The organism is Methyloceanibacter stevinii (genome assembly GCF_001723355.1).
GTDB lineage: Bacteria > Pseudomonadota > Alphaproteobacteria > Rhizobiales > Methyloligellaceae > Methyloceanibacter > Methyloceanibacter stevinii.
This window is the reverse complement of record NZ_LPWE01000014.1, coordinates 76,394-99,632: the sequence shown is the minus strand read 5'-3', so window position 1 is coordinate 99,632 and position 23,239 is coordinate 76,394. Positions and strand designations below refer to the sequence as shown.

The window sequence follows — 23,239 nt, the reverse complement described above, 5'->3', positions numbered from 1 at the left end:
GTCGATTGTTTTTGGGCGGAATCCGCGCCCTCAAGGCCTGCGGTCGAGGCTCCGGATATAGGCGATGACGTTGCGCATCTCGTCCTGCTCCAAGACGATATCGGGCATGGTCGGATGGGAGGTCTGAAGCCAGACAGACAGGGCATATTCGGTCATTCCTGGAGTTTCGGCCACCTCCTGAAAGGGCGTGGCCCCGAACTCGGACGACAGATCCTCGCCCGCCAGCACCGCGTGACATTTGGAACAGACGGCTTCCGCGTAAGCCTTACCGGCCGCGATATCGGCGTCTTGAGCCTGAATCTCGCCCGGCAGGCCCAGCGCCACCACGGCAGCAAGCAACGTCATCGATTTCATGCCCAACTCCATATTTTTGAGGGAAGCTTGGGCCGTGAGGCCCGCAACGCCCTGACTTCGATCAAGATTTAGCTTTGCGGCGCCAGTCCCAGAGATCCGGGCGACGCTTCTTCGTGAGCGCTTCGGCCTGTTCGCGGCGCCAGGCCGCGATCTTTTCGTGGTCGCCCGAGAGGAGCACGTCGGGAATGGCATGGCCTTCCCACTCCCGCGGCCTGGTGTAGTGGGGGTATTCCAGGAGGCCGGAGGCAAAGCTCTCCTCGTCGTGGGTGCCGGCATTGCCTACAACGCCGGGGAGCAGGCGCACGCAGGCGTCCATGACCACATGGGCCGCGAGGTCCCCGCCCGAGAGGACATAGTCGCCAATGGAGACCTCCTCGATCTCGCGCGCGTCGAGCACGCGCTGGTCGAGGCCCTCGAACCGGCCGCACAAGAGGATCACGCCGGGGCCATGGGCGAGTACTTCGACGCCGGCCTGTGTGAGTGGCGTCCCGCGCGGCGACAGGTAGATCGCGGGCGTGCCAGCCGGGGCCGCGGCCTTGGCGGCATCGATGGCAGCCGCGGCAATGTCGGCGCGCATCACCATGCCGGCCCCGCCGCCGGCGGGCGTGTCGTCCACGGAGCGATGCTTGTCATGGGCGAAGTCGCGGATGTCGATCGCGTCGAGTTGCCAAACGCCCTCGGCAAGCGCCTTCCCCGCCAGGCTCAAGCCGAGCGGCCCCGGGAACATCTCCGGGAACAGGGTGAGCACGGTCGCCTTCCAGGTCATAGAGCTGTCCAAATCATGCCGTGGCTTCAGGGGCCGGGCCGGCCTCTTCGATCAGGAACCATGTTTCGCGCGTCCCCACGCCCTTGATGGAGACGGGCCCGCGCTCTGTCAGCAGAAACCTATCGCCAAGGGCGTCGCAGACTGCCGCCGAGACCTGAATTTCGCCGGGGAGCGAGTGCGATTCCAGCCGCGCCGCGTAATTCACGGTCTCGCCCCAAACATCGTAGGAGAATTTGTCGGCGCCGATCACCCCGGCCATGACCGGACCCCGGGCAATGCCGATGCGGATGCGCAGTTCGACATCGTGGGCCTCCGACAGGGACGCCACCACTTTCGGCAGGGCGAGCGCCAGCCGTGCGAGGCGTTGGCAATGATCTTCTTGAGCGCGGCTGACACCCGCGACGGCCATGTAGCCGTCGCCGATGGTCTTGATCTTCTCGACCCCGTGCTCGGTCGCGAGACGGTCGAACTCGGTGACCAGCCCGTCGAGGATCTCGACCGTGCGGGCCGCACCGAGCTCCTTGGACAGCGCCGTGAAGCCGACGAGGTCGCTGAAGAGAACCGATGCGTCCGGCACCGCGTCGGCGATGCGCTCGGCCGGGTTCGACTTCAGGCGGTCGATGACGGGTTCGGGAAGGATATTGGCAAGCAGCCGGTCGGCCTCGGCCCGGGCACGGTCGGCCTTGTTGAGGGCATAGCCAACCACCAGCGCCACGATGCCGAACGTTGTGACGGCGGAGGAGATGTAGAGGTTATGCAACAGCGCGGGGTCCGCCGCGATGCGCGCGCTGCCGGGCGGGTACAGGAACCATGCCGCAAGATGGAGCGCGAGGCCGGACAGTACGGCCGCGACGACCAGCCGGATATGCCCGATGCCGCAGATCGCGAAGGCGACCGCCGCGCCGATGATGTAGTTCAGCTGGATACCTGAGTTGTGACCGAGCTCGCGCACGAAGAAAAACAGCGCGGCATATTCGGCGACCCAGATCAGAATCATGGCCGCGACGTCGTTGATGCGGTGGGCAAGCGGCGCCAGCAGCGCGATGGCGACAAGCACGAGATTGGCCGCGATCAGTGGCCAGTATTTCATGGCCCCGAAGCTCGCATAGGTCGCCACATAGGTCAGTGACGTGAAGGCGATCAGCAGGGCCATCACATTGATGATGGCGAGCCGGATGCGGGTCTCGCGCGGGTAGCCCGCAATGCCGATCTCGGCGAAGCGCCGGAGCGGACCCAGCCGATTGAGGATCGGTAAGTCGGATGGGCTCCGAGGCGCCGGGCTGTTTGTTTGCGGCGAGGGGCGGGGTGTCATGGGAAGCACTCTACCGTGTAACGCGCCCGTACCGCACGACGCTAAGCGTCGCCGTCGTCTGACGCCTCGATCTCTTCCGGCGGGACCAGCACCAGGCGACCCGCGGCGATGTCGATCTTAGGAACCGTGTCGTCCGTGAAGGCAACGAGCAGAGAAGGGCCGCCTTCGGTGCGTTCGACTTCGATGATATCGCCCGCGCCGAAATTGTGGATTGCCGCGACCGTGCCGAGCGGCCCGCCTTCGGCCGAGACCGCTTTCAGGCCGACCAGGTCGCCAACGTACCATTCATCGTCGGCCGCTTCCGGCAGGGCATCGCGCGCGACGTAGAGCTTGGTGTGGTTCAGCGCCTCGGCGGCTTCGCGGGTGGTCACGCCCTTGATCCGTGCGATCACCGCTTTCGGCGTGACGCGGACACGCTCGATCTCAATCGTCTTCGTGCCCGCCTCATTGCGCAAGGGCCCGTAGGCGGCGATGTCGGCCGGCTCTTCCGTATAGGACCGCACGCGCACCTCGCCCTTCAGGCCCTGTGCCGCGCCGATCTCGCCAAGGAGAACCAGGTTTGCCTCGCCGCCCAACGTGCGTATGAGCCCTTACTCAGAAGCCTCTTTGGCTTCCTCAGCGGCAACCTCGTCGGTGGCCTCTTCGTCGGCCTCTTCCTCGGTGGCGGCAGCTGCATCAGCAGCTTCCTTCTCTGCAGCTTCTTTGGCTTCGGCGGCTTTTGCCTCTTCGGCGGCGCGCTTGGCTTCCTCGCGCTCGAGGCGCTTCTTGCCGGGCTTGGCCTTCTCCGGATTGTTGCGCGCCTCGCGCTTCATCAGGCCTTCGGCGTCCAGGAAGCGGAGCACCCGGTCCGTCGGCAGGGCGCCGTTGGAGAGCCAGTGCTTTACGCGGTCGGTGTCGAGCTTGATGCGGTCGTCGGAATCGCGCGGCAGCAGCGGGTTGAACGTGCCGATCTTCTCGATATAGCGGCCGTCGCGCGGGCTGCGCGAGTCGGCAACGACGATGCGGTAAAACGGGCGCTTCTTGGCGCCGCCCCGCGACAGTCTGATCTTCAGTGACATGATTTCTTACTCCTAGGTGTTAGTCGATGTGATGTTGGCATTTGCGATCGGGTCAGCGCTTCTTCTTGCGCTGCCCGGGAAGTCCTGGAAGCCCTGGCGGCAGGCCTGCGCCCGGTAGCCCCGGCAGGCCGCCGGGAAGTCCGCCCCCGGGAAGGCCCGGAAAGTTGGCCGGCAACTCCGCGCCCTGGGGCAGGCTTCCGCCCTCAGGCATATCGGCCGGCATTTGCGGCATGCCGCCGCCGAACAGGGCCGACAGACCGCCGCGTTTCTTGCCCATGGCCTTCATCATGTCGGCCATCTGGCGATGCATTTTCACGAGCTTGTTGATGTCCTGCACGCTCGTGCCCGAACCCGCCGCGACGCGTTTCTTGCGCGAGGCGTTCAGCAGCTTCGGGGTCCGGCGCTCGGCCTTCGTCATCGAACTGATGATCGCTTGCTGGCGCTTGAGGACGCTGTCGTCGAGATTGGCGGCGTCGATCTGCTTCTTCACCTTGCCGATGCCGGGCAGCATGGAAAGCACGCCGCCCATGCCGCCGAGCTTCTGCATTTGTCCGAGCTGCTCGGAAAGATCGTTGAGGTCGAACGCACCCTTCTTCATGCGCTCGGCCATCTTCTGGGCCTTGTCGACCTCGACGGTCTCCATCGCCTTCTCGACCAGGCCGACCACGTCGCCCATGCCGAGAATACGGCCGGCGATACGGTCCGGATGGAAGTCTTCGAGCGCGTCGAGCTTTTCGCCCACGCCCATCAGCTTGATGGGCTTGCCGGAAACCGCGCGCATGGAAAGCGCAGCGCCGCCACGGCCGTCACCGTCCACGCGGGTCAACACGATGCCCGTCAGATCGACGCGCTCGCCGAAGTTCTTGGCGAGGTTCACCGCGTCCTGACCGGTCAGCGCATCGGCGACGAGCAGTGTCTCGTGCGGCTGCGCGATCTTCTCGATCGCGGCCGTCTCAGCCATCAGCTCTTCGTCGATATGGGTGCGGCCGGCCGTATCGAGCAGCAGCACGTCGAAGCCGCCGAGCCGGGCCGCGACGGCGCGCTCGGTGATCTCGGTCGGGCTCTGGCCCTCGACGATCGGCAAGGTGGCGACATTGGCCTGCTCACCGAGCACGCGAAGCTGCTCTTGCGCTGCGGGGCGGCGCGTGTCGAGCGAGGCCATCATGACCTTCTGCTTGTCGCGGGTCGTGAGGCGATGGGCGAGTTTCGCTGTGGTGGTGGTCTTACCGGAGCCCTGCAGGCCGACCATCATCATGACCACGGGTGGCGTGGCCGCGAGATCGATGCCTTGGGCCTCGGAGCCCAGCATGCGGACGAGCTCGTCGTTGACGATCTTGACGACCATCTGGCCGGGCGTCACCGACTTCACCACGTCCTGGCCGACGGCCTTGGCCTTCACCCGGTCCGTGAACGACTTCACCACGTCGAGCGCGACGTCGGCCTCGATCAAGGCCCGGCGCACTTCGCGCATGGCTTCGGAGACATCGGCCTCGCTCAGCGCGCCGCGCGCGTGAGCTTGTCGAAAATTCCGGAAAGGCGATCTGAGAGGGTCTCGAACATCAGCCGGCGTAATCCGCAACGAATTTGCGATAGACCCAGCCGGAGCGGCACGGGCCGGAATAGGCTTGTCTGCGGGGCCAGGGCGTCCCGACGCCGCAATCCCTGGTCTCGTGCGAATAGACGACGCCGAGCAAGTTCCCGCGCTGATCGCAGAGATTGACGATCATGCCGTTGTAGATCTTGTCCAGCATGCCGTACTTGGAGCTGGGTCCGCCGCGCACGGCCAGAAAGCCGTCGCCGTTGGGATCGAGGCCCCGGACCACGCCCTGCGAGCCGCAGGCGTCGTAGTCCGCCTCGCCGCCCGCGAGCACCGGAACCTGAGGCTGCTGGGCCAAGGCCGATACCGACAGGCCCGTCAGTGCGAGGGCCGCGGCCAGGCCAAGAGTCCGGCTATTGAGCTTCGACACCATTGCATCCGCCTCCATCTTGCGGACCAAAGTCTGGCTTTGCGTTCTTGGTTCGAAACCAAGTACGCAACGAAAAAAGCACCCGTGGGCGCATCGCGCTGACGGGTGTTGACCCCCCTTCCTAATCTTGGAAAGCCCAAGACCCCGGAAAGGGCGGCGGCTCGGGATCGAGCTGCCATGAATTTCGCGCGGAATGTCGGTCAGCGCGCCTCGGAAGTCAAGCTCCCGGAACCCGCTCTAATGCGGCAGCGACTTCGAGAAGGCGTTGATGACGACGACACCGGCGACGATCAGGCTGAGCCCGACAAGAGCGGGCGTATCCAGTGTTTGGTTGAAACGGAACCAGCCGATCGCCGCGATGAGGATAATGCCCACGCCTGACCAGATGGCATAGGCCAGCCCGACAGGGATGGTCTTGAGCGTGAAGGCCAAAAGGGTAAACGAGGCCGCATAGGCGGCCGCCGTGACGAGACTGGGCACGAGGCGCGTGAAGCCTTCGGATTCCTTCAGGGAAGAGGTTCCGATCACCTCGAAGACGATTGCGGCGGCAAGATAGAGGTAGGGTTTGAGCGCGGACATTGGGGCGGCGGTTCCTGCGGGCTTCCTGTTGGGGCTTTCGTCAGATCAAGTCGGACAGCCCGACTGCAAAGTCCAGCAAAGCTTCGTCGCCGCCTTCCCAGCCGATGAAGGACAGCCCAGCCGGGCAGCCGGCCGCCTCGCCCACGGGAACCGAGATCTGCGGCAGCCCGGCAAGGCCGGCCATGCAGGTATTCTGCAGCGTACGCGTGCGGTACTCCGCGAACGAGGCGCCGTCGGGAATGTTACGCTCTGGCGGCTGGGTCGGCGTGGTCGGCAGGACGATCGCCGTCCCGGGCTGAAGGATGGATTTGAGATGGGCGGCCACGGTCTGGCGCACCCGGCGCGCGTCCTCGGCATCCTCCGGGCTGATGCCGGCGGCGATCTCGAATCGCTCCTTGATCCCAGGCCCGAGCTCCACGTTGTTGTCCCTCACGAAGGGCAGGAGGGTCGACTGGATCTCGAAGCCCTGGATCGTGGCGAACGCCGCCCGCCAGGAGACGATGGTCTCTCCGGCAATTTCGGCGTGTTGGACGTCGGGCAGTGCGGGCGCCAGAGCGTCGAGGGTCCGCCAGACAAGCTGGTCCACGCTCGCTTCGCATTCGGAGACGATGTCTGTCGCGAGGATGAGCCGCTCGATCGGGGTCTCGCGGCCGTCACCCTGCAGCAGGAGCCGGGAGACGGTCCGGAACAGTTCCGCATCCGCCGCCAAGACACCCACCGTGTCGAAGCTCGGGGCCATCGGCGTCACACCGTTCATGTCGACACGGCCGTGGGTCGGACGGAGCCCGTAGAGCCCGCAGAACGAGGCCGGGACGCGGATCGAGCCGCCCGTGTCGGAGCCGAGCGCGAAGTCGCACATCTGCGCGGCCACGGCGGCGGCCGAGCCGCAAGAGGAGCCTCCCGTCACATAGCGGCCCGCGCGCGGATTCACGGGCTGGCCGTAATGGGCGTTGGTCCCGAGCACGCTGTAGAAGAACTCATCGCAAATGGTGATGCCGGTCAGGGATGCGCCCGCATCCAGGAGCGCGGCGACAGCCGGCGCGGTCGCCTTCGCCGGCGGCGCGGCGGCGTAGAATTCAGGGTTGCCGTTCCCGGTCTTGCGGCCCGCGATGGCGAAGAGGTCCTTCACCATGAAGCTGCGTCCCCCGAGGGGGCCGGCCTCGGCCCCCATTATCGGCTCTTCGAGCGTATGGGGAACGAGCGCATGAACGGGGTCGTGTTTCGGAATGCCCAGCATTTCTTATTTGCCTCCGTCTTTTGAAAAGAAGGTGCAGTGACTGACACAACGCCATAGAAGTGCCCCCACCGCAACGCTTGAAACCCCCCGATACGACGAAGGCCAAGGTCCGGTGCGCGCAACGACGACAACCCGCAAGGCGCTCCCGCCGACGGTCTGGGCGCTGGGCTTCACATCCCTTTTCATGGATGTGTCCTCAGAGCTGATCCACGGGTTGCTGCCCTTGTTCCTGGTCGTCAATCTCGGGGCGAGTGCCGCCGTCCTCGGCCTCGTGGAGGGGATTGCCGAGGCAGCCGCCCAGATCGTGAAGGTCTTCTCGGGCTGGCTCTCCGATACGCTTCGGCGCCGCAAGGCCCTGGCGGTCGCGGGCTACGGTCTCGCGGCGGTGACCAAGCCACTGTTTCCCTTGGCGAGCACCGTTGCGCTCGCTCGTTCGCCGCCTCGTTGACCGGATCGGCAAGGGCATGCGGCGGGGCGCCACGCGATGCGCTGGTCGCCGACGTGACCCCGCCGGCGCAGCGGGGCGCGGCCTTCGGCCTGCGGCAATCGCTCGACACGGTCGGCGCGACGCTCGGGCCGCTGCTGGCGATCGGGCTCATGGCGCTCTTCAACGACGATATCCGCACCGTGTTGTGGTTCGCCGTCATCCCCGCCGTGATCTCCGTGACGATCCTTCTGGTTTTCGTCCGGGACCCCGGACCGCAGCATCTGTCGGCGGACGGTGCCAAACGCGTTCCCATCAAGCTGCGGGACCTGGGCGGGCTCGGGCGCTTCTACTGGTTCGTGGTGGGCGCGGGCGCCGTGTTCACCCTGGCCCGGTTCAGCGAGGCGTTCCTGGTCATCCGGGCCTATGGAGAGGGCCTGCCTCTGGCTCTCGCCCCGGCTGTCATCGCGGTGATGAGCATCGTCTTCGCGCTTACCGCCTATCCGGCGGGCCGGCTCCAGGACCAGTTCGGCGCGCGGCCGCCGCTTTTGGCGGGGCTGGCCGCGCTGATCGCCGCCGATCTGCTGCTGGCCTTCGGCTCGGGCCTCGTGGCCGTGTTCCTTGCGATCGGCCTCTGGGGTCTCCATTTGGGACTGACGCAGGGCGTGCTCTCGGCGCTGGTGGCCCACGCTGCGCCCGCCAAGCTTCGCGGCACGGCTTTCGGGGTCTTCGGCCTCACCGCCGGGATCGCCACGCTGGTGGCGAGCCTGGTTGCCGGGATCCTCTGGGATGCCGTCTCGCCGGAAGCCACGTTCCTGACCGGCGCGGGGTTCGCCGGCTTGGCCCTGATCGCCTTTCTGGCGCTTCGCCCGATTGAGCAGGGGTAGCTGCGAGCGGGCCTAGCGGCATTGCCGCCGACGGCGCTATAGAGAGCAGGAACCTTTGGATTGGAGACGATGAGCGCCACGACGCATAGCTTTCGCAAGATGAACGGCCTCGGGAACGACTTCGTCGTGATCGATCGCCGTCACGATGATCTTGCCTTGCCGGCCGATGCGGTGCGCGCGATTGCGGACCGTGCGGCGGGCATCGGCTGTGATCAGTTGATCGCGCTTGACCCGTCGTCAGAGGCCGACGTGTTCATGCGCATCTGGAATGCCGATGGGGGCGAGGTGGCCGCTTGCGGCAACGCCGCGCGCTGCGTGGCGGGCGTCGTAGCCGGTGAGCTGGGACGCCCTACGGTGACCATCGAGACCGAGGATCAGGTGCTCGGCGCCTATGCGGGCGCGGACGGTCTCGTCACCATCGACATGGGCGAACCCCGCCTTGCCTGGGACGAGATTCCGCTGGCCGAGGAGTTCCACGACACGAGCTGTATCGAACTTCAGGCCGGGCCGATCGATGCGCCGGTGCTGCATTCGCCGGGCGTGGTCAGCATGGGCAATCCGCATGCGATCTTCTTCGTCGACGACGTCGAGACGATCGATCTCGGCCGGATCGGGCCGATGCTGGAGCACCATCCGCTGTTTCCCGAGCGCGCCAATATCTCGGTCGCGCACGTTCTGGACGAGGGCCATGTCCGCCTTCGTACCTGGGAACGGGGCGCGGGACTTACCCGCGCCTGCGGCACCGCGGCCTGTGCGTCCGCCGTGGCGGCGGTGCGGCGCGGCCTGACGGACCGGAAGGTCACCGTGTCGCTGCCGGGCGGGGATCTCGTGATCGAGTGGCGCGAGGGTGACGGTCATGTGCTGATGACGGGCCCCTACTCGCTGGATTTCGAGGGCACATTGCCGCCCGAGCTGCTCGGCTCGGAAGCGCAAGGTGTCTGAGACACTGAACGTGTCTGACACACTGGATGAATTCTGTTAGAAGCCGCCACATGTCGGATCTGGACATCGTCACCTTTGGCTGCAGGCTCAATTCTTACGAGTCCGAAGTCATGCGCGAGCACGCGAACGCCGCCGGCCTTGCCGACGCGGTGATCGTCAACACGTGCGCGGTGACCGGTGAGGCCGTTCGCCAGGCGCGCCAGGCGATCCGCAAGGCGCGCCGCGAGCGCCCCGATGCCAAGATCGTGGTCACCGGCTGCGCCGCCCAGATCGATCCGGACCAGTTCGCTCAGATGGACGAGGTGGATCGCGTCATCGGCAATCAGGAAAAGCTCGAGGCGCGGACGTACCGCTCCCTCGGCCTGGTCGGTCTCGGCACGGACGATACGGAAAAGGTCTCGGTCAACGACATCATGTCGGTCACGGAGACGGCGGGCCATCTGATAGACGGCTTCGGGGGCCGTGCACGCGCCTACGTGCAGATCCAGAACGGCTGCGATCATCGCTGCACCTTCTGCATCATCCCATATGGACGCGGGCCGTCGCGGTCGGTGCCTGCGGGCGAAGTCGTGGCGCAGGTCCGCCGCCTCGTGGAGAACGGCTATCACGAGATCGTGCTGACCGGTGTCGATATGACGGCCTACGGCAAGGACCTACCGGGCGCTTCGACGCTGGGCAAGCTTGTGCGGACCGTGCTCAAGCTTGTGCCGGAGCTGCCGCGCCTTCGGCTCTCGTCGATCGATTCCGTCGAAGCGGATCCCGATCTCATTGCGGCCATCGCCGAGGAAGAGCGGCTGATGCCGCATCTGCACCTGTCCTTGCAGGCGGGCGACGATCTCACTCTGAAGAGGATGAAGCGGCGTCACGCGCGGGCGGACTCCGTTGCGTTTTGCGAGGCGATGCGACGTGTGCGCCCGGATATCGTGTTCGGTGCCGATATCATTGCCGGGTTCCCGACGGAAACGGCCGACATGTTCCAGAACTCGCTCGCGCTGGTGGACGATTGCGGCCTGACCTTCCTGCACGTCTTCCCGTTCTCGCCGCGCGAGGGCACGCCCGCCGCGCGCATGCCCCAGGTCCACGGCAAGGTTATCGCCGAGCGAGCGCGGGCCTTGCGGGAGAAGGGCACGGCCGCCCTGCAATCCCATCTCGAGGGAGCGAAGGGGCGCCGCATCCAGGTGCTCATGGAGACGGAGCATCAAGGTCGCTCTCCCGATTTCACCCCTGTCCGCGTCGATCCTTGCACGGCGAGCGCCGGCGCCCTGGTCAACTGCGTGGTTGCCGGTGACGACGGCGCCGCGTGGCTTGCGGAGGCGCTGCGGTGAGCGGCGAGGAGAAGCCCGAAGAGAAGAAGGGATGGTTCGCGCGGCTCAAGGCGGGCGTATCGCGCACGTCCAACGCGCTGGGTGAAAACCTCACCGGTGTTCTCACCAAGCGAAAGCTCGATGAAGAGACGCTCGACGAGCTCGAGGAAGTTCTACTCAAGGCCGATCTCGGTTTCGCCATGGCCGACCGCATACGCGATCGCCTGTCGACCGGGCGCCACGACAAGAACATCACCGCGGACGACGTGCGCGCCGTTCTGGCAGAAGAGGTCGCACAAGTTCTGGAGCCGGTCGCGAAGCCGCTCGAACTCGATGCCGATGCCAAGCCGCACGTGATCCTCGTGGTCGGCGTCAACGGAACGGGCAAGACGACCACGATTGGCAAGCTCGCCCATCAGTTCGTCAAGAGCGGCAAGACCGTTCTGCTCGCCGCCGGCGATACGTTCCGTGCGGCCGCCATCGATCAGCTGAAGATCTGGGGCGGGCGTGTTGGTGCCGAAGTGGTTGCACGGGATGTCGGCTCAGACCCGGCCGGTGTGGCTTTCGAAGCGCTCGAGCGGGCGAAGGACAACGGCACCGACGTCCTGCTCATCGACACGGCGGGGCGCTTGCACAACAAGGGCGACCTGATGGCCGAACTGGCGAAAGTCGTTCGCGTGTTGAAGAAGTTCGATGCGGACGCGCCGCACACGGTCCTGCTCGTGCTCGATGCCACCACTGGACAGAACGCGCTGAGTCAGGTCCAAACCTTTCGTGAAATCGCAGGTGTCACCAATCTCGTCGTGACCAAACTAGACGGTTCGGCGCGCGGCGGCATAGTCGTGGCGATCGCGGAGAAGTTCGGTCTCCCCATAAATGCCATCGGTGTCGGTGAGGGTATTGAAGATTTCGAGCCGTTCGATGCGCATGACTACGCGCGCGCAATTGCAGGAGCAGACCAAGAGAATGACGCAGCCGCCTGAGGCCACGACGGAGCCGGGACCGAAGACCGAGATCAAGAAGGGCAAGGAGTCGGAGCAATCCGTCGCCGGAAAGCTCCTGATCGAGCTTGGACCGCTGCTTGTCTTTTTCGGTGTGAACGCGGCTTACGGCATTTTTGCCGGCACCGCGGCGTTCATGGTGGCGACGATCATCTCTCTCGGCCTTGCCTGGTGGCTGTACCGGAAGATTCCGGTGATGCCGGTCGTCAGTGCGGGTCTGGTTCTCGCCTTCGGCGGTTTGACGCTTTACATGCACGACGACACGTTCATCAAACTCAAGCCGACCATCGTCTATACGATGTTCGCCATACTGCTGATCGGCGGCTTGTTCGCACGGAAGCCCGTGCTCGCCCTATTGTTTGGTCCCGTATTCAATCTGACGCAGGAAGGTTGGCGTAAACTGACAATACGGTGGGCGATATTCTTCGTAGCCATGGCCGTGCTCAATGAATTTGTGTGGCGCAGTTTCTCGACTGACACATGGGTAAGTTTCAAAGCCTTCGGATTTCTCCCGATCACATTCCTATTTGCCATGTCCCAAGTGCCGCTGATGCAGCGCTATGGCGTGGAAGAGAACTCGCAACAGCATTGAGACGGCGCATTTCGTACGGATCCAGCCGCGTTGGCACTTGCAGGATGCGCGCGCGGTGCCGATATGAGGCGCTCAGTGTGCGGCTTGTCTCCTGCAGGAAGCGTACTCTGAGGTTTGTTTCGGGGTGACAGCATGTCCCGTTGCCGCATGGTGCGACCGGGTGTGTGCTTGCGATCTATAACATCAGGCGCCGGAAGGTCCGAGGACAGTGGACTTGGGATGAGGCGCCGTTTCACACGGGGAACGTCCATATGACGACGAAATCTAAGAATCCGCTCGAGAGCTCTGCGACGCATCTGTTGCATCGCGCCGGTCAGCGGGCGGCGGACATCTTTGCCGAAGAGGCGAAGAAGAGCGGGCTCACGCCTCGGCAGTACGCGGTCCTCACCGCCGTCTCGCAGGAAGAGGGACTGCCGCAGGCGGAGCTTGTCGCGCGCACCGGCATCGATCGCTCGACCCTCGCCGACATCGTCGCCCGGCTGCTTGGGCGCGGCCTCATTCAGCGCAAGCGCGCCAAGGAAGACGGCCGGGCCTACGCGATCAAGCTGAGCGCGAAGGGCACGAAAGCGCTGACCAAGGCGAAGCCTGCTGCAAGTACGGCCGACTCGCGGCTCCTGGCGGGACTCAGCGCGACGAAACGGAACGAGTTTCTGCAGACGCTGGCCACGATCGTGGCCGCTGGAGACGACGCCTAGCCTGACGGCTCGTCTTCACTCGGCCGTTGACCTGCCTCCGCGGACGCCGCGCCATTTCGGATGAGCGGTAGGATTTTCGCCTCGACGACATCTCGGGTCAGCGGCCCCGCATGGCGGAGCGCAACCGTTCCGTCGCCAGAAATCACGTAGATCTCCGGAACGCCATAGACGCCGAAGTCGATGGCCGTCCGTCCGGAGCGGTCGACGCCGATGCGCGTGTACGGATCGCCGTAACCGCCGAGGAACCGGCGGGCGGCGGTCGCGTCGTCCTTGTAGTTGATGCCGTAGAACTGAATGTCCGGATCTTGTGCGCGCAACGCTTCGGCAAGCGCCATCACATCCGGATGTTCCTCCCGGCACGGCCCGCACCAGGATGCAAAGAAATGAATGACGGCAGGCTTGCCCCTGCCGAGCGCCGCAGACGTCACGTCATTGGCCGAACCGGGCGTTGCATCGGCTGCCTCCAGCGGTGGCAGGTCGAACTGCGGCACGGGCTTGCCGATCAGCGCCGACGGCAGGTTCGACGGATCGCCTGAATTCAGCGCGACGAAAAACAGCCCCGCAATGGCAGCGAAGATGACGAATGGCAGGAGAACGCCGAACCGGCGCTTTGGCGGCGCTTGCGTTGCCGCTGCTTCTTTTCCGTCGGAGCTTCGAGGGCCGGTCACGTGGCCCCCTTCGCATCCGACGGGGCCGTGCGTGTCACGGTCGGCGTCGCAGCGGGTCTTGGTCTTGCGGCCGAGCGGCGGGTAATGCCTTGACGCTCGAGGTCGGCCAAGAGGCGGCGCTGTTTGCGGTCGTCCGCGATGATCGCGATCGTGAGCGCGCCCAACGCGACCAACGCCACCGCGTAGGCGCCGATGATGAAGCTGGCATGAGGTCCGAGACCGAGCATGGATGGGTCCTCGTCTACGACAAGGCCGCTTGCGCGACTTGGGTTTGTTGCAGGACGCGCACCCGGCGCCGCAGGATTTCAGCGCGCATGGCGATGAGGTGCAGCAGCACGAAGAGTGCGAGGAACGCGCCTCCCATCACGAAGAGGGGCGTGAGGAGCGCGGGGTCGATGGTCGGACCGCCGGCGCGGAACACGCTCGCGGGCTGATGCAGCGTATTCCACCAGTCGACCGAGAATTTGATAATGGGCAGGTTGACGGCTCCGACCAGCGCTAGGATGGCGGCCGCGCGCCCGGCCCGTCCCGGATCCTCGATCGACTGCCACAGGGCGATCAGCCCGAGATACAGCAGAAACAGCACGAGCAGCGACGTCAGCCGCGCATCCCAGACCCAATAGGTACCCCACATGGGTTTGCCCCAAAGCGAGCCGGTCACCAGGATCACGAGGGTGAAGGTGGCGCCGATAGGCGCTGCGGCTTTCGCCGCCACGTCGGCCAGCGGGTGACGCCAGATCAAGGTTCCGAGCGCCGCGATGGCGATCACCGCGTAGCAGCCCATGCCGACCCAGGCGGCGGGCACGTGGATGTACATGATCCGGACGGTCTCGCCTTGCTGGTAGTCGGTCGGCGCCACGAAGAACGCCTGGTACAGGCCGATCCCGAGCAATATCACCGTCAACGCGGCGAGCCAGGGAATCACGGCGCCTGCAAAGGTCAAGAAGCGCGACGGGTTGGCGAGATTGGTCAGTGAGAATGTCATCGTTGCTGATCTAGTGGCTTTGGCCGGAAAGCGCAAAGCAGAAGCGCCATGAAAAAACGGAAAGGTGTGCCGAAAACATGGCCGATTGCTGCTCTAGCGGAAGCTGTTGCGCAGGGCCGCCGCCGCGGCGAGCGGCGCCAGAACCATGCTGGCCAGGCTGATCGCGCAGAGCATCAGGAAGGGCGGCCAGGGCGATCCGGGGCCCGTGACCGCGGCGGAGATGGTGGACACGCCGAAAATGAGCACGGGCACATAGAGCGGCAGCACGAGGAGGGCGAGCAGGAGCCCGCTGCGCCGTAGCCCCAATGTGAGACTGGCGCCGATCCCGGCAATGAAGCTGACCGCTGGCGTGCCGACGAGCATGGCCAGCACAAGGATCGGGATCGCGTCGATCGGGAAGTTGAGCAGCAGCCCCAGGACCGGCGCGAGCAGGGCGAGGGGAACGCATGTCGTCACCCAATGGGCGAGCGACTTCGATGCGGCCACCGCGGCGAGCGGGAGAGGCCCCATGGCCAGCGCGTCGAGGGACCCGTCCTCGTAGTCGTTGTGAAAGATGCGGTCTGCGGACAGCAGCGCCGCCAATAGTAGCGCGATCCACAACAGTCCCGGCGCGACGCGCGCGAGGAGATTCATGTCCGGCCCAAGGCCGAACGGGGCAATGGCCACGACCACCAGATAGAAGCCGAGCGCGACGCCGATAGCACCCCCTTCGCGGAAGGCGAGCGCGATGTCGCGCCGAAGAAGAGCGAGTGCGGCCTTCACGTCGCGCCTTCCTCGGCAGGGACCTCGCCAGGATTCTGGCATTGCAGATCGAGCGTATGGGTGAAGGCTCCGCCCAGCGGGACATGGGTCGAGACGATGGCGATGCCGCCAGCTTGCCCATGCGCCTCGATGGCCTTGCCGAGGCGCGCTACGGACACGGTGTCGAGGGAGACCGACGGTTCGTCGAGCAGCCAGATCGGGCGCGGACAGGCGAATAGCCGCGAGAGAGCCAGCTTTCTCTTCTGGCCGGCGGAGAGAAACCCGGCTGCGATATCGGCGATCGGCGTCAGCCCGAAAACATCGAGCGCGGCATCCACATCGCCCCGTTCGAATTCGCCCCGTGCGGCGTCGCCTTCTAGAAAGTCCGTCCAGAAAGTCAGGTTTTCCCGCACGCTCAGGCTGGCTTTGACCCCATTGAGGTGTCCCACATAGTGGCAAAGCTCGGCCGCCGGCACATCGATCTCGGCGCCCGCCGCCGTGATCTCTCCGCCTGCGAGCGGCAGCAGGCCCGCGATCTGGCGCATGAGGCTGGTCTTGCCCGTGCCGTTGGGACCCTGCACCAGGAGAGCGTCACCGGGCGCGAGGTCGAAGGACAGCCCTTCGAACAGGCGCCGTCCGCCTCGGTCGCAGGCGACGTCATGCGCCTTGAGGTTTACGGAGAAGGGGATGCTCATAAAACGGTCTGCAGCCTGGTTGCGCAAAATTTCGGCAGGTTAGATCGCCGCGGCGATGGAAAGCGCGTCTCTTCGCGTCATTGTCTGGTCGTTGCAAGGGTCTTTATAGTTGCGGAAAAGCGTGTAACCAAAGGCCAAGACGCGCTGCCGGCTGGGAAATATCCTCAATCGGGGGCGCAAGGGCTGATTTGAGCCCTCTTGGCGATGCGGCTAGACGCAATTGGCTGCGTCTTTGCATTCAGTTGGCCGAGACGCACATATTTGCTGGGACTTGCCCACCATCTGGGCTCGTAAAGGAGATTTCATTGACATCGGCTGTTTTGACCTCGCTCGACAGCTTCAAGTGCCGGCGCACTCTGAAGGTCGGTAAGCACGAGTACGAGTATTTTGATCTGAAGGTCGCGGAGAAGGAGGGACTCCACGGCGTCGGCAAGCTGCCCTTCTCCTTGAAGGTGCTGCTCGAAAATCTCCTGCGGCACGAGGATGGGCGCACGGTCACCTCGGACGATATCCGCGCCCTGGCCGAATGGGTTCAGAATAAGCGCAGCGACCGCGAGATCGCCTTCCGGCCCGCGCGCGTGCTGATGCAGGATTTCACGGGCGTGCCCGCGGTGGTCGACCTCGCGGCCATGCGCGATGCGGTCACCAAGCTCGGCGGCGACTCAAAGAAGATCAATCCGCTGGCCCCGGTCGACCTCGTGATCGACCATTCCGTGATGGTCGACGCTTTCGGGTCGGGCGCCTCCTTCAAGTTCAACGTCGACAAGGAATATGAGCGCAACGGCGAACGCTATGCGTTCCTGCGCTGGGGCGCCGGCGCGTTCGACAATTTCCGCGTCGTTCCGCCCGGAACCGGCATCTGCCATCAGGTCAATCTCGAATATCTGGCCCAGACGGTGTGGACCAAGGAAGAGAACGGCAAGACGATCGCCTACCCGGACACGCTCGTCGGCACCGACTCCCACACGACCATGGTCAACGGGCTCGCGGTTCTCGGCTGGGGCGTCGGCGGCATCGAGGCGGAAGCGGCCATGCTCGGCCAGCCGATCTCCATGCTGCTTCCCGAGGTCATCGGCTTCGAGCTCAAGGGCGAACTCAAAGAAGGCGTGACCGCTACCGACCTCGTGCTCACCGTGGTCGAGATGCTGCGTGAAAAGGGCGTGGTCGGAAAGTTCGTCGAATTCTACGGCTCGGGCCTCGACAATCTGCCGCTCGAGGACCGCGCGACCATCGCCAACATGGCCCCGGAATACGGTGCGACCTGCGGCTTCTTCCCCGTCGACAAGGAGGCGCTGGCTTATTTGGAAGCAACGGCGCGCAAGGACTCCCGCGTGGAACTGGTGAAGGCCTACGCCAAGGCGCAAGGCATGTACCGCAAGGAAGACACGCCCGATCCCGTTTTCACCGACACGCTGTCGCTCACACTGTCCGACGTGGTGCCGTCCATCGCGGGCCCGAAACGGCCTCAGGATCGTGTGGCGCTTACCAACGCGGCGCCGGCGTTCTCCAAGGTTCTCGATCAGGAATACGGCAAGGGCGCCGAGGCCGATAAGCGAGCTGCAGTGGAAGGGAAGAATTACGACCTCGGACATGGCGACGTCGTCATCGCCGCGATCACGTCCTGCACGAACACGTCCAACCCTTATGTGATGGTGGGTGCCGGCGTGCTGGCGCGTAACGCGGTCGAGAAGGGGCTTACCGTGAAGCCCTGGGTGAAGACCTCGCTCGCGCCGGGATCCCAGGTGGTCACCGACTATCTGGAGCAGGCGGGACTACAGAAGGATCTCGACGCGCTGGGCTTCAATCTCGTCGGCTATGGCTGCACGACGTGCATCGGCAATTCCGGACCGTTGCCCGACGAGATCTCACGCACGATCCACGAGAACGGTCTTGCCGTGGCCTCGGTGCTGTCGGGTAACCGCAACTTCGAGGGCCGGGTGAACAACGACGTGCGGGCGAACTATCTCGCCTCGCCACCGCTCGTGGTCGCCTACGCCCTGGCAGGGTCGGTCACGATCGATCTTACGACCGAGCCGATCGGCACGGGCAAGGACGGCAAGCCGGTCTATCTCAAGGACATCTGGCCGTCCTCAAAGGAGATCGCGAAGCTCGTGCGCAAGGCGGTCAAGAAGTCCATGTTCAAAGAGCGCTACGGCGACGTGTTCAAGGGCGACCCGGAATGGCAGGCCATCGCTGTCGAAGGCGGACTCACCTATCAGTGGGACACGTCATCGACCTATGTGCAGGAGCCGCCGTACTTCGCCGACATGACCATGAACCCCGCGCCGCTAACGGACATCGAGGACGCGCGCGTGCTTGGCCTGTTCTTGGACTCGATCACGACCGACCACATCTCGCCGCGGGGCGCGATCAAGGCGGACAGCCCTGCCGGCCGTTATCTGACCCAACACGGCGTCGCTCCGGCGGACTTCAACTCCTACGGTTCGCGGCGCGGCAATCACGAGGTGATGATGCGCGGCACGTTCGCCAACACGCGCATCAAGAACCAGATGGTGCCGGGGCGCGAAGGCGGCGTTACCGTGCACTACCCGTCCGGGGAGCGGCTCGCCATGTACGACGCGGCGATGCGTTACAAGGCCGAGAACGTGCCGCTGGTGGTGTTCGCCGGCAAGGAGTACGGCACGGGCTCGTCGCGTGACTGGGCCGCCAAGGGCACACGTCTCTTGGGCGTGCGCGCCGTCATTGCCATGAGCTTCGAACGGATCCATCGCTCCAACCTGATCGGCATGGGCGTGCTGCCGCTGACGTTCACGGACAATGCGTCGTGGGAAACGCTGGGGCTCGTCGGCAACGAGACCGTGACGCTCAAGGGCCTCGCGGATATCCAACCTCAACAGATCGTCGAGGCCGCCATCACCTATCCGGACGGCAAGACGCGAACCGTTCCGTTGCTGGTCCGCATCGATACGTATGACGAGCTGGACTACTTCCGTAACGGGGGCATCTTGCACTACGTGCTGCGCGGTCTTGTGAAAGAGGCGGCTTAAGGCTCTTGTGCCCCAGCCTGGAAGACGCGTATACGCGAACACAATTCGGTGCCTTAATTTCCGGTAGTTCCGTGGAATGAGGTCACCGAGTTGTGACTGCGCGCGATCTGATTTTGCCAGAAAATCAAACTGGATTCCGGCATGCTGTCAGCCATGAGAATTGCCATTTCCAGAACATCCCTGTTGCGGTTTAGCGGCGCGTTGGCGTTCGCGATCTTGGGCTTGGGCGCCGCCGCCTCCGTGGGACACACGGAAGATACGGGTGCGGCCGGTGCGACCGACGGCGCGGACGACACGCCAATTCTGCTGGAGCTCTTCACCAGTCAGGGCTGCTCGTCCTGCCCGCCCGCCGACGCCTTGTTCGATGAGTTGCGGAAGAAGCCCGGCGTGATCACGCTCTCGTTCGCCGTGGACTACTGGAATTACCTCGGCTGGCACGACACGCTCTCGAGCCCCGAAAACAGCGATCGGCAGCGCGACTATGCGATGGCCCGCGGCGACGGCAAGGTCTACACGCCGCAAATGGTGGTCGACGGCATCGACCACGTGAACGGTGCCAACGAAGCGGCCATCGAGATGGCCATTCGAACTGCGGAGCGGCGGCTCAAGGACGTGAAGGTGCCGATGTCGATGCGCGCGGAGGGCGACAGTCTGTTGGTCGACATTGGCAGCGCGCCCCAGAATTCTGACATGCGTCAGGCGACTGTCTGGCTGGCGGTGGCGAAGGACGAGGAGACGGTGAAGATCACGCGCGGCGAGAACCGCGGTGAGACGATCACGTACTCGCATCCGGTTCGCGAACTGATGCCGGTTGGGATGTGGAAGGGCGAGCCGACGACACTGCGCTTGCCGCTGAAGGATCTGCACGGCATTGGCGGCGACTGCCTCGTGTCGCTGCTGCAGGTGGAAGGCGCGGGCCCCATCCTCGGCGCCGCGATGTTCGAGCCGAAACCCCAATAAGTTTTTCAGGATCGCCTGGCCCCAAAAACAAAGGACCGGCGTTTGCCGGCCCTTTGTAGTTGTGAGGGGACACATGAATCTGTAAAGGCGGGAACAGGCGGAATTAACCGGGATTAGACGGAAACGCCCTGGAAAACGGCGCTTTTCCTGCACTGTTTGATGTCTAGGCGGAACGCGGCGCTAGACACTTGATTCCGCACTGGGCGGAGCGCGGGACACTAGAACCCGGAATCGGCGCGCTGCTGGCGCGGCCCGTCAAAATAGCTTCAAAACGGCCATAAATGGCCTTCAACCGCGAGTTTCGCGGCGCGCCCCGTTTCGACGGCATAGGACCTGGAACGGCCGTCAACAGCTCCCAAGAGTGGCTTTGTGCCATTCTTCGGCCAGGGCGACCACCAAGTCCCGAAAATGGCAGAAAACGAACGCGGAGCGGCCACGCTGGGCAATCGAGGCGGAATGCGAAGTCTGGCTCTGCGAAACGGCCAATCGTCGGCGATTAGGGGCCGGGATTGGCGGCCTGACGGCAGCGAGATACCCGGAACTCCAACCCGGATCGAGACTCGCCTTTGGCATCATAGTCGCCAGTAACCTGCCCGTGCTCGAAGGCAGCTAGGCGCAGCTCATAGTCGGCGCACCTGGCCTGCCGGTCCGCTTCGGCGCGTCGACCGTGATCGATCCAGAAGACGAGGGCCGAGGCGGCGACAATTAGGGCGACCGTAACGACGAGCTTCCGCATGGGTCAGAGCCTTTTCCGGCGCAAGCCGACGTTTGGAATAATCATCAAGACGGGACTAGCCCAGGCGATGCGCACGCTCTCCATTGTGGCGACGGCGCCGAGGCTGACAAGGTCGAAAGTATTGCGCCGGCTGCCGACCTTGATGCGCTTCAGGTAGCGATTGCCCTTGGCAGTTCGAACGACAGCTTCGAGGCCGATCATCGAGTCGGTGGCGTATGGCTGGTCGCGCTCGACAATGACGATCTCGCCGTCGTTGTAGCGGGGCATCATGGATTCTCCGCGTATCCGGAATCCGATGGGGTCGCGCGCCAGGCCGCAGGGCTGGTGCAGCTCTATCTGGTCGAGCCCTTCGGGCGGCACCTGCTCATAGTCTGGCTCGATGTCGCCGCCGGCGCCGACGAACCCCATGATCGGGATAATGTGCCGGCCGGGCCTGTCGTCGCCGTCAGGGGCGTCGTCGCCGAACAAGAGGGATTGCGCAGAGCACGCGGCGCCTCGGCTATGGAAGCGGCGGGAGTAGCGTTGGGCGTCGTCCAGGCCGATCGTGCGCCGGCCCTTCTCGTGGGCCCGGTAGGTATTCTCATTCCAGCCGTTCATCAGGGCGGCCTCGCGCGCGGACTTGTAGCCGGCCGCCTTCCGCGCCTCGGTCAGCCGCCGCCCCTGTTCCTGCCTGATCTTCTCTTCGCCCAATGCAACGGCCTCCGGTGCCATTACTTGGTGTAACGCCATAGTCATTACGTGCCGTGTTGATTGCGGTCATTACATCGTGTAATGATTGCCGTCATGATTCACGAGCCCAAGACCGAGCCGAAAACCTTCGCGGAAGTCATCGACGCGCTGGGCGGACCGGCCAAGACCGACAAGGCACTGCGCCTGAAGACCGGCCACGCGGGCGCATGAAATACCGCAACTCGATCCCGCCGGCGTGGTGGGATCGCTTTGCTACGGCGGGTCGGGAATGTGGTGCCCCGTACATCACTAAAGACCTCCTGCAGAACCTCTACGCCGAACGTTGGGCGCCGGAGGTGCAACGATGACACCGCGCGCAGCTCGCCGACTAGTCGAAACGACACGCCGTTCTAGACAACCGGGTCTCCTCCCCCTGCCCGGCCTGCTTCGGGTGCAGGCCGGGCCCTTTTTTTCCTTGGGGAGGGCACGCTGATGACGGTCGTGTCGCTGCAAGAACACCAAGCCCTCATAGCCGAGCGTGACGCCCTACAGCGGCGCCTTGAGGCAATGACGCACAAACCAGTGCGGTCACCGGAACGAGAACAAAGAACCGCGATCCTGATTTTGAACGAGCTGCCGCGAGCCCTGCGGAACCAGGTCGTGGTGGTCGTCAGCACGATGGCATGCGGTGACCTCTACGCCACGGCCAAGATCGGTAGCCGGTTCCTGTGCATGCCCCAATCGAATTTCAGCGACACGGCGTTCCCGCGATACGCGGCGGGCGTCTTCGCCACGGCGCTGTTCGCATCAGACGTGGCCGCGTCGATCCCACCGAAAGCGAGGAACACATGAAGTTCGTAGAGCAACGCGAGGTTCCTGTTGCGGACATCGTTGTAGGCAACCGACTGCGCGAAATCGACGAAGAATGGGTCGCCGCTCTTGCGGCCATGATTAAGGTCGAAGGGCAGCAGAGCGCGATTGGCGTTCGCGACCTCGGCGACGGAACCTACAAGCTCACTGCGGGCGAACATCGCTTGGAGGCAGCCAAGAAGAACGGCATGCCCACGATCCGCGCGGACATCTTTGTAGCGGAGACCGAGTCGCCCGCGGACGAAGAGCGGGTCCAGGAAATTCTCGAAAACGTTGGGCGTCGCGAACTCTCGGCGCTGGACCGCGCGAGCAATCTTGCGGAGCTGAAGGCGGTCTACGAACGGCTCTATCCGCAGACGAAACGCGGCGTGGCAGGCGGCAAGGCGCGCCAGAACGCAGCAAACGACATTTTGTCGTTTGCTGATTCCGCCTCGGAGAAGACCGGCCTGTCCGCCCGTCAAATCCAGCGGGCGGTCCAGGTGCACAACGGGCTAACGGCGGACGCCCGATCCCTCGTTCGCGGCCTGCCCATAGCGGACAACGAGTCTCAGCTTCGCGCCCTAGCGGCGCTCGACAAGCCCCTTCAATCCCGTGTCGCCAAGCTGCTGCAGCAGGGCGAGGCCGCGAACGTGGCCGGAGCCCGAGCGATCCTGGACGGCACGGCGAAACAGCCGTCACAGAAGACCAAAGCCCTAGAGACCCTCGTGAAGGCGTGGGAGCGCGCGCCTGCGGACGTGAAGAAGCGGTTCCTGAAGCGCATCAACGCCACCCTCGTCAAGGAAGGCTAGC

Annotated in this window: 26 protein-coding genes and 1 pseudogene; 11 read left to right on the top strand and 16 right to left on the bottom strand. The window is 64.6% G+C overall.

The window, feature by feature from the left end:
* Window positions 1-30: 30 nt before the first annotated feature.
* The 9 genes and pseudogenes from AUC70_RS15230 to AUC70_RS15190 form a co-directional block, all read right to left on the bottom strand.
* Entirely contained in the window at window positions 31-354 is a 324-nt protein-coding gene (locus tag AUC70_RS15230) for a c-type cytochrome (RefSeq protein ID WP_141702167.1), read from the bottom strand.
* A 61-nt stretch (window positions 355-415) separates the two neighbouring features.
* Window positions 416-1,120 carry a tRNA (guanosine(37)-N1)-methyltransferase TrmD gene (trmD, locus tag AUC70_RS15225; protein ID WP_069445637.1) on the bottom strand — a complete coding sequence of 235 codons (705 nt, stop codon included), beginning with the start codon at window positions 1,118-1,120 and terminating at the stop codon, window positions 416-418.
* A 13-nt stretch (window positions 1,121-1,133) separates the two neighbouring features.
* On the bottom strand, window positions 1,134-2,432 hold the full coding sequence (locus AUC70_RS15220; RefSeq protein ID WP_069445636.1) for an adenylate/guanylate cyclase domain-containing protein: 1,299 nt from the start codon (window positions 2,430-2,432) through the stop codon (window positions 1,134-1,136).
* A 41-nt stretch (window positions 2,433-2,473) separates the two neighbouring features.
* A complete protein-coding gene (gene rimM, locus AUC70_RS15215) occupies window positions 2,474-3,007 on the bottom strand; it encodes a ribosome maturation factor RimM (RefSeq protein ID WP_069445635.1) in 534 nt (177 codons plus the stop codon).
* Window positions 3,008-3,022: 15 nt separating this feature from the next.
* Entirely contained in the window at window positions 3,023-3,490 is a 468-nt protein-coding gene (rpsP, locus tag AUC70_RS15210; protein ID WP_069445634.1) for a 30S ribosomal protein S16, read from the bottom strand.
* Window positions 3,491-3,542: 52 nt separating this feature from the next.
* Window positions 3,543-5,050, bottom strand: a pseudogene (gene ffh, locus AUC70_RS15205) (signal recognition particle protein).
* Window positions 5,050-5,460, bottom strand: coding sequence for a hypothetical protein (locus AUC70_RS15200; RefSeq protein WP_069445753.1), 411 nt, complete (start codon window positions 5,458-5,460; stop codon window positions 5,050-5,052). Before AUC70_RS15200 ends, ffh begins: the two are co-directional and overlap by 1 nt.
* Before the next feature lie 234 nt (window positions 5,461-5,694).
* Window positions 5,695-6,036: an SMR family transporter gene (locus AUC70_RS15195; RefSeq protein ID WP_069445633.1), complete on the bottom strand. Its 342-nt coding sequence runs from the start codon at window positions 6,034-6,036 to the stop codon at window positions 5,695-5,697.
* A 40-nt stretch (window positions 6,037-6,076) separates the two neighbouring features.
* Complete coding sequence (locus AUC70_RS15190; RefSeq protein WP_069445632.1) at window positions 6,077-7,273, bottom strand: amidase; 1,197 nt, start codon at window positions 7,271-7,273, stop codon at window positions 6,077-6,079.
* 112 nt (window positions 7,274-7,385) lie between these two features.
* On the opposite strand from AUC70_RS15190, the gene AUC70_RS18670 reads away from it, so the two are divergent.
* From AUC70_RS18670 to AUC70_RS15160, 7 genes are all read left to right on the top strand, one after another.
* Window positions 7,386-7,721: an MFS transporter gene (locus AUC70_RS18670; RefSeq protein ID WP_342022675.1), complete on the top strand. Its 336-nt coding sequence runs from the start codon at window positions 7,386-7,388 to the stop codon at window positions 7,719-7,721.
* Window positions 7,718-8,584, top strand: a complete 867-nt coding sequence (locus AUC70_RS15185; protein ID WP_342022673.1) for an MFS transporter — start codon at window positions 7,718-7,720, stop codon at window positions 8,582-8,584. The genes AUC70_RS18670 and AUC70_RS15185 overlap by 4 nt, the downstream gene beginning before the upstream one ends.
* A 69-nt stretch (window positions 8,585-8,653) precedes the next feature.
* Entirely contained in the window at window positions 8,654-9,526 is an 873-nt protein-coding gene (dapF, locus tag AUC70_RS15180) for a diaminopimelate epimerase (RefSeq protein ID WP_069445631.1), read from the top strand.
* A gap of 50 nt (window positions 9,527-9,576) precedes the next feature.
* The gene (gene mtaB / locus AUC70_RS15175; RefSeq protein WP_069445630.1) at window positions 9,577-10,851 is read left to right on the top strand and encodes a tRNA (N(6)-L-threonylcarbamoyladenosine(37)-C(2))-methylthiotransferase MtaB; all 1,275 of its coding nucleotides are present in this window, start codon (window positions 9,577-9,579) and stop codon (window positions 10,849-10,851) included.
* Window positions 10,848-11,813, top strand: a complete 966-nt coding sequence (gene ftsY / locus AUC70_RS15170; protein WP_069445629.1) for a signal recognition particle-docking protein FtsY — start codon at window positions 10,848-10,850, stop codon at window positions 11,811-11,813. The genes mtaB and ftsY overlap by 4 nt, the downstream gene beginning before the upstream one ends.
* Window positions 11,797-12,423: a septation protein A gene (locus AUC70_RS15165; RefSeq protein ID WP_083241643.1), complete on the top strand. Its 627-nt coding sequence runs from the start codon at window positions 11,797-11,799 to the stop codon at window positions 12,421-12,423. Before ftsY ends, AUC70_RS15165 begins: the two co-directional genes overlap by 17 nt.
* 251 nt (window positions 12,424-12,674) lie before the next feature.
* Window positions 12,675-13,118, top strand: a complete 444-nt coding sequence (locus AUC70_RS15160) for a MarR family winged helix-turn-helix transcriptional regulator (RefSeq protein WP_069445628.1) — start codon at window positions 12,675-12,677, stop codon at window positions 13,116-13,118.
* Here AUC70_RS15160 and AUC70_RS15155 read toward each other — a convergent pair.
* The 5 genes from AUC70_RS15155 to ccmA all read right to left on the bottom strand — a co-directional run bounded on the left by AUC70_RS15155 (window position 13,115) and on the right by ccmA (window position 16,207).
* Complete coding sequence (locus AUC70_RS15155) at window positions 13,115-13,786, bottom strand: DsbE family thiol:disulfide interchange protein (RefSeq protein ID WP_069445627.1); 672 nt, start codon at window positions 13,784-13,786, stop codon at window positions 13,115-13,117. The two genes, AUC70_RS15160 and AUC70_RS15155, sit on opposite strands and share 4 nt — an antisense overlap.
* On the bottom strand, window positions 13,783-14,013 hold the full coding sequence (gene ccmD / locus AUC70_RS15150; RefSeq protein WP_069445626.1) for a heme exporter protein CcmD: 231 nt from the start codon (window positions 14,011-14,013) through the stop codon (window positions 13,783-13,785). Before ccmD ends, AUC70_RS15155 begins: the two co-directional genes overlap by 4 nt.
* A 14-nt stretch (window positions 14,014-14,027) precedes the next feature.
* Window positions 14,028-14,771: a heme ABC transporter permease gene (locus AUC70_RS15145; protein WP_069445625.1), complete on the bottom strand. Its 744-nt coding sequence runs from the start codon at window positions 14,769-14,771 to the stop codon at window positions 14,028-14,030.
* Between the two features lie 93 nt (window positions 14,772-14,864).
* Window positions 14,865-15,575: a heme exporter protein CcmB gene (gene ccmB / locus AUC70_RS15140; protein WP_069445624.1), complete on the bottom strand. Its 711-nt coding sequence runs from the start codon at window positions 15,573-15,575 to the stop codon at window positions 14,865-14,867.
* Window positions 15,530-16,207 carry a heme ABC exporter ATP-binding protein CcmA gene (ccmA, locus tag AUC70_RS15135; RefSeq protein WP_069445623.1) on the bottom strand — a complete coding sequence of 226 codons (678 nt, stop codon included), beginning with the start codon at window positions 16,205-16,207 and terminating at the stop codon, window positions 15,530-15,532. Before ccmA ends, ccmB begins: the two co-directional genes overlap by 46 nt.
* Window positions 16,208-16,512: 305 nt before the next feature.
* On the opposite strand from ccmA, the gene acnA reads away from it, so the two are divergent.
* A complete protein-coding gene (gene acnA, locus AUC70_RS15130; protein ID WP_244505660.1) occupies window positions 16,513-19,215 on the top strand; it encodes an aconitate hydratase AcnA in 2,703 nt (900 codons plus the stop codon).
* A 141-nt stretch (window positions 19,216-19,356) separates the two neighbouring features.
* Window positions 19,357-20,175, top strand: coding sequence for a DUF1223 domain-containing protein (locus AUC70_RS15125; protein ID WP_083241641.1), 819 nt, complete (start codon window positions 19,357-19,359; stop codon window positions 20,173-20,175).
* Between the two features lie 496 nt (window positions 20,176-20,671).
* Here the strand turns inward: AUC70_RS15125 and AUC70_RS15120 are convergent, their stop codons facing one another.
* A complete protein-coding gene (locus AUC70_RS15120) occupies window positions 20,672-20,911 on the bottom strand; it encodes a hypothetical protein (protein WP_069445620.1) in 240 nt (79 codons plus the stop codon).
* Window positions 20,912-20,914: 3 nt separating this feature from the next.
* Complete coding sequence (locus AUC70_RS15115; protein WP_069445751.1) at window positions 20,915-21,601, bottom strand: S24 family peptidase; 687 nt, start codon at window positions 21,599-21,601, stop codon at window positions 20,915-20,917.
* A gap of 546 nt (window positions 21,602-22,147) precedes the next feature.
* Here AUC70_RS15115 and AUC70_RS15110 point away from each other — a divergent pair.
* Together AUC70_RS15110 and AUC70_RS15105 are read left to right on the top strand one after the other, a co-directional pair.
* Entirely contained in the window at window positions 22,148-22,432 is a 285-nt protein-coding gene (locus AUC70_RS15110; protein ID WP_141702166.1) for a hypothetical protein, read from the top strand.
* Window positions 22,429-23,238, top strand: a complete 810-nt coding sequence (locus AUC70_RS15105) for a ParB/RepB/Spo0J family partition protein (protein WP_069445618.1) — start codon at window positions 22,429-22,431, stop codon at window positions 23,236-23,238. Before AUC70_RS15110 ends, AUC70_RS15105 begins: the two co-directional genes overlap by 4 nt.
* Window position 23,239 lies beyond the last annotated feature (1 nt).

Coding starts and splice junctions, on each gene's coding strand:
- trmD (WP_069445637.1), bottom strand. CDS start 1,120: ATGACCTGGAAGGCGACCGTGCTCACCCTGTTCCCGGAGATGTTCCCG.
- rpsP (WP_069445634.1), bottom strand. CDS start 3,490: ATGTCACTGAAGATCAGACTGTCGCGGGGCGGCGCCAAGAAGCGCCCG.
- AUC70_RS15230 (WP_141702167.1), bottom strand. CDS start 354: ATGAAATCGATGACGTTGCTTGCTGCCGTGGTGGCGCTGGGCCTGCCG.
- AUC70_RS15120 (WP_069445620.1), bottom strand. CDS start 20,911: ATGCGGAAGCTCGTCGTTACGGTCGCCCTAATTGTCGCCGCCTCGGCC.
- AUC70_RS15220 (WP_069445636.1), bottom strand. CDS start 2,432: ATGACACCCCGCCCCTCGCCGCAAACAAACAGCCCGGCGCCTCGGAGC.
- AUC70_RS15200 (WP_069445753.1), bottom strand. CDS start 5,460: ATGGTGTCGAAGCTCAATAGCCGGACTCTTGGCCTGGCCGCGGCCCTC.
- AUC70_RS15105 (WP_069445618.1), top strand. CDS start 22,429: ATGAAGTTCGTAGAGCAACGCGAGGTTCCTGTTGCGGACATCGTTGTA.
- AUC70_RS15125 (WP_083241641.1), top strand. CDS start 19,357: ATGCTGTCAGCCATGAGAATTGCCATTTCCAGAACATCCCTGTTGCGG.
- dapF (WP_069445631.1), top strand. CDS start 8,654: ATGAGCGCCACGACGCATAGCTTTCGCAAGATGAACGGCCTCGGGAAC.
- AUC70_RS15195 (WP_069445633.1), bottom strand. CDS start 6,036: ATGTCCGCGCTCAAACCCTACCTCTATCTTGCCGCCGCAATCGTCTTC.
- AUC70_RS15160 (WP_069445628.1), top strand. CDS start 12,675: ATGACGACGAAATCTAAGAATCCGCTCGAGAGCTCTGCGACGCATCTG.
- mtaB (WP_069445630.1), top strand. CDS start 9,577: ATGTCGGATCTGGACATCGTCACCTTTGGCTGCAGGCTCAATTCTTAC.
- ccmA (WP_069445623.1), bottom strand. CDS start 16,207: ATGAGCATCCCCTTCTCCGTAAACCTCAAGGCGCATGACGTCGCCTGC.
- AUC70_RS15110 (WP_141702166.1), top strand. CDS start 22,148: ATGACGCACAAACCAGTGCGGTCACCGGAACGAGAACAAAGAACCGCG.
- AUC70_RS15190 (WP_069445632.1), bottom strand. CDS start 7,273: ATGCTGGGCATTCCGAAACACGACCCCGTTCATGCGCTCGTTCCCCAT.
- AUC70_RS15165 (WP_083241643.1), top strand. CDS start 11,797: ATGACGCAGCCGCCTGAGGCCACGACGGAGCCGGGACCGAAGACCGAG.
- ccmB (WP_069445624.1), bottom strand. CDS start 15,575: ATGCCAGAATCCTGGCGAGGTCCCTGCCGAGGAAGGCGCGACGTGAAG.
- AUC70_RS15145 (WP_069445625.1), bottom strand. CDS start 14,771: ATGACATTCTCACTGACCAATCTCGCCAACCCGTCGCGCTTCTTGACC.
- ccmD (WP_069445626.1), bottom strand. CDS start 14,013: ATGCTCGGTCTCGGACCTCATGCCAGCTTCATCATCGGCGCCTACGCG.